At 70.7% G+C, this 4684-nt stretch carries 4 protein-coding genes; all 4 read left to right on the top strand.

Annotation, left to right across the window (positions count from 1 at the left end; genetic code table 11):
• A partial coding sequence (locus tag JMO03_RS06725) for a methyl-accepting chemotaxis protein (RefSeq protein ID WP_238345970.1) occupies nucleotides 1-973 on the top strand: 973 nt, incomplete at its 5' end.
• A 183-nt stretch (nucleotides 974-1156) separates the two neighbouring features.
• Entirely contained in the window at nucleotides 1157-1927 is a 771-nt protein-coding gene (locus tag JMO03_RS06720) for a flagellar brake protein (protein WP_202841829.1), read from the top strand.
• Between the two features lie 151 nt (nucleotides 1928-2078).
• Nucleotides 2079-2459: a hypothetical protein gene (locus JMO03_RS06715; RefSeq protein WP_202841827.1), complete on the top strand. Its 381-nt coding sequence runs from the start codon at nucleotides 2079-2081 to the stop codon at nucleotides 2457-2459.
• 63 nt (nucleotides 2460-2522) lie between these two features.
• Nucleotides 2523-4684, top strand: a 2162-nt coding sequence (locus tag JMO03_RS06710; RefSeq protein ID WP_202841825.1) for a methyl-accepting chemotaxis protein, incomplete at its 3' end; no start/stop codon positions are given.

Raw genomic sequence — 4684 nt, 5'->3', positions numbered from 1 at the left:
CGCCAACCGCACGGTCGACCGCCTGGCCGACATCGTCGGCCAGATCCGCACCGGCAGCGACGCGATCAACTCGGCCGCGTCCGAGATCGCCGCCGGCAACGACGACCTCTCGCGCCGCACCGAACAGCAGGCCGCCTCGCTCGAGGAGACCGCCTCGTCGATGGAGGAACTCACCTCCACCGTGCGCCAGAACGCCGACAACGCCCGCCAGGCCAACCAGCTCGCCATCGGCGCAGTGGACGTGGCCTCGCAGGGCGGCGAGGTGGTCGGCAAGGTCGTCCAGACCATGTCCGCGATCTCCGAGTCGTCCAACCGCATCGCCGACATCATCGGGGTGATCGACGGCATCGCCTTCCAGACCAACATCCTGGCGCTCAACGCCGCGGTCGAAGCCGCGCGTGCGGGCGAGCAGGGCCGCGGCTTCGCGGTCGTGGCCGCGGAAGTGCGGTCGCTGGCCCAGCGTTCGGCCGGCGCGGCCAAGGAGATCAAGACCCTGATCACCGATTCGGCAGACAAGGTCCGCCACGGCAACGACCTGGTCGACCAGGCCGGCCGCACCATGGGCGAGATCGTGACCAGCGTGAAGCGCGTCACCGACATCATCGCCGACATCTCGGCCGCCTCGCAGGAGCAGAGCGCGGGCATCGAGCAGGTCAACCAGGCCATCACCCAGATGGACGAGAGCACCCAGCAGAACGCGGCACTGGTGGAAGAAGCCACCGCGGCGGCGCGCAGCATGGAGCAGCAGGCCGGGCAGCTGGTGCAGACGGTCGCGGTGTTCCGGGTGCAGGACGGGCAACCGGCGCGCAGCGTGCGCAGCGAACCGGCCCCGGTGGCGGCGCCGTCGAGCGTGGTCGCCCTGCCCAAGCGTGCGCCGGCGGCTGCGCCGCGTCCCAAGCCTGCCGCGCGCGGCCGTGCCAAGGCGGCCCCCGCGGTCGCCGCCGAAGCCGCGGGCGAGTGGCAGGAGTTCTGATCGTCCACCGCAGGCGGCATCACAACGGGGCGCTTCGGCGCCCCGTTGCGTTGGCGCCGGCCGCGCGCGCCGCGATCCCCGCGTCGGACACAGGTGCGGCGAGCGCATCCCCGCGCAAGCACGCCTCAACTTCGCCGACGTCCGGCCGATACCTTCAGCTACGGACCCTGCCAGCCCTGGACGATGCCAGCTGCCGACGACCTTTCGCACCCGCTCGACGACGAGGCGCTGTCGCCGTTCTCGCTGCGCGAGCCGTGCGAGATCGCGCAGGTCCTGCGCGGCCTGCTGGAGGCGCGATCTCTGATCAGCGCCAGCCTCGTGCCCGGCGGGCATGCCTGCCCGACGGCGCTGCTGGCAGTGCACGACGACGGCACCCTGGTGCTCGACGGCAGTCGCGACGAGGCGATGAACCAGCGCATGGCGGCGGCCAGCCGTATCGTCTGCTCGGCGCAGCTGGACCTGGTGCCGATCCGCTTCCGCCTGTCCACGCCGGCGCGGATCGTGCACGAGGACTACGTCGCCTTCCTCACGCGCTGGCCTGAAGCGCTGCTGTGCCTGCAGCGGCGCGAGACGTACCGGCTGCGCTGTTCGGCCAGCGCGCCAGCGACCTTGCACCCCGGCGACCCGGAGCACGCGCCCGATTCCGCGGCCCCTGGCCTGCGCGTGCTCGACATCAGCGGCGGCGGGGTGGCGATCGCGATTCCCGACGATGTCCAGGCCCGGTTCCAGCCGTCCGCGCGGATGGCCCCGTGCCTGCTGCGGCTGGGCGACGCGCCGCCGTTGCCGGTGGCGATCGAGGTCGCCTACACCGCGCGCCACGAGGTCCGCGGGGTGGCGTGCTGGCGCGCGGGCTGCCGGTTCGTGGACATGCCCGCCGCCGTCGAACAGCAGGTCATGCAGTACATCTTCCAGGTCGAGCGCCAGCGCAACGCGCGCCAGCGGCGCGGCGGCTGACGCGCGCCGGTGTCCATGCCGCGCGGCGGAACGTCGTGGCCGCAGCGCCAGACCTTTCTCGCCACCGGCCTAAAGTCCGCCACCGCCGGGCCGCTAGAAGGGAGAGGGTGCGCGCACAGCATGCCCCACATGCCCCGAACGGAGTACAGGAATGATCCCAAGGACCAACTGCTTCATCGCCGCCCTGCTCATGGGCGGCGCCGTATCCACGGCCTTCGCCCAGGACGTCATCCGACCCGACCAGGCCAACCGCCACGTCGGCCAGACCGGCATGGTCTGCGGCAAGGTCGAGAAGACACGTTACGCCGAGAATTCGGAAGGCCAGCCCACGTTCCTGCACATGGGCGGTTCGTTTCCGCGCCACACCTTTTCCGCACGCATCCCGCAGGAGCAGCGCGGCAAGTTCAAGCCTTCGCCCGAGGAACTCGAAGGCAAGGACGTCTGCGTGCTGGGCACGATCCAGCGCGACGCGAACCGCGCCGAGATCGCGGTCCGCTCGCCGGGCGACATCAAGCTCGCCACGATCAAGTGATGCCATCGTCCGGCCGCCTCGTGCGGCCGGGCCTTTTCTCAATTCCATCAGGCGGAGTCCTGCATGCATCGTTTCCTGAATCTCAAACTCGCGCCCAAGCTGCTGCTGGCGTTCGGCATGGTCCTGCTGCTCATGCTCGTCCAGGGCATCGGCGCCTACAGCGGCATGCGCTCGATGGACCAGGTGACCAGGGGCCTGTCCGGGGACGTACTGCCCAGCGTCACCCTCGTCGGCGAGACGCGCGCATTGCTGGGGGAGTACCGCGCCGCCTCGTATCGCGGCCTGGTCCGCGCCAGTGCGGCGGCCAAGCAGGAGGCGCGCGAGCGCGCGGTGCAGATCGATGCGCAACTCGCGGAGAACATGAAGGCCTATGAGCGCTTCGTGGCGACACCGGACGAGCGGCGCAGGCTCGCGGAACTCGTCGCCGCCTGGGACAGCGCCCGCGCGTCCTATGCCTCGGTCAACGAAATGCTCGACCTGGAGCTGCCCGACGACGCGACCGACACCTTCATCGGCGAAACCAGCCGCCTGCACGATGCCACCGGCGCCGCGCTGGCCGCGCTCGCCGAGGAGGCCAACCGCGTCGCGGCCGCCTCCACGGCCGAGGCCGCAGGCGCCTATACCACCTCCAGCCTGCTGCTCGTGGTCCTGTTGCTGGCCGGCATCGGCGTCGGCCTGGCGGTGGCCCTGCTGATGGCGCGCAACCTGACCCGTGCCGCGCGCGAAGCGGTGGGCGTCGCCCACGACGTGGCGGGCGGCAAGCTCGACAGCCACATCGACACCCGTCGCGCGGACGAGATCGGCGACCTGCTCCGGGCCATGCAGCGCATGCAGCGCGACCTGCGCGAACGCATCGAACGCGACCAGGCGATCGCCAGCGAGAACCTGCGCATCCGCACCGCGCTCGAAAGCGTGAGCACCAGCGTGATGATCGCGAACACCGCACGCGACATCGTCTACGTCAACCGGCCGCTCCAGAACATGCTGTCCGAGGCGCAGGAGGACCTGCGGCGCGACCTGCCCGGCTTCGATGCCGCGGCGCTGGTCGGGAGCAACATCGACGGATTCCACCGCGCGCCGGAACACCAGGCGGCGATGCTCGCACGGCTGCGCGACACCCATCGTGCGCAGATCCGGGTGGGCGGCCGCACGATGCAGCTGATCATCAATCCGATCCTCGACGCCGATGGCGCCTCGGAGGGCTTCGTCGTGGAATGGGCCGACCGCACCGCGGAAATCGCGGTCGAGGCCGAGGTCTCGGACATCGTCGCCGCGGCGGCGGCAGGCGATCTGTCCGGACGCGTGCGTACCGACGACAAGCACGGCTTCCTGCTGCAGCTCGCCGACCAGCTCAACGGCCTGCTCGACGCCAACGCGGCGAGCCTGGATCGGGTGTCCGAGGTGCTGTCCGCGCTCGCCGACGGCGACCTGACGGTGCGCATGGATGGCGACTTCCAGGGCGTGTTCGCGGCCATGCGCGACAGCGCCAACCGCACGGTCGACCGCCTGGCCGACATCGTCGGCCAGATCCGCACCGGCAGCGACGCGATCAACTCGGCCGCGTCCGAGATCGCCGCCGGCAACGACGACCTCTCGCGCCGCACCGAACAGCAGGCCGCCTCGCTCGAGGAGACCGCCTCGTCGATGGAGGAACTCACCTCCACCGTGCGCCAGAACGCCGACAACGCCCGCCAGGCCAACCAGCTCGCCATCGGCGCAGTGGACGTGGCCTCGCAGGGCGGCGAGGTGGTCGGCAAGGTCGTCCAGACCATGTCCGCGATCTCCGAGTCGTCCAACCGCATCGCCGACATCATCGGGGTGATCGACGGCATCGCCTTCCAGACCAACATCCTGGCGCTCAACGCCGCGGTCGAAGCCGCGCGTGCGGGCGAGCAGGGCCGCGGCTTCGCGGTCGTGGCCGCGGAAGTGCGGTCGCTGGCCCAGCGTTCGGCCGGCGCGGCCAAGGAGATCAAGACCCTGATCACCGATTCGGCAGACAAGGTCCGCCACGGCAACGACCTGGTCGACCAGGCCGGCCGCACCATGGGCGAGATCGTGACCAGCGTGAAGCGCGTCACCGACATCATCGCCGACATCTCGGCCGCCTCGCAGGAGCAGAGCGCGGGCATCGAGCAGGTCAACCAGGCCATCACCCAGATGGACGAGAGCACCCAGCAGAACGCGGCACTGGTGGAAGAAGCCACCGCGGCGGCGCGCAGCATGGA

Source organism: Luteimonas saliphila (genome assembly GCF_016774335.1).
Classification (GTDB): Bacteria; Pseudomonadota; Gammaproteobacteria; order Xanthomonadales; family Xanthomonadaceae; genus Luteimonas; species Luteimonas saliphila.
This window is presented reverse-complemented; position numbering and strand designations above follow the sequence as displayed.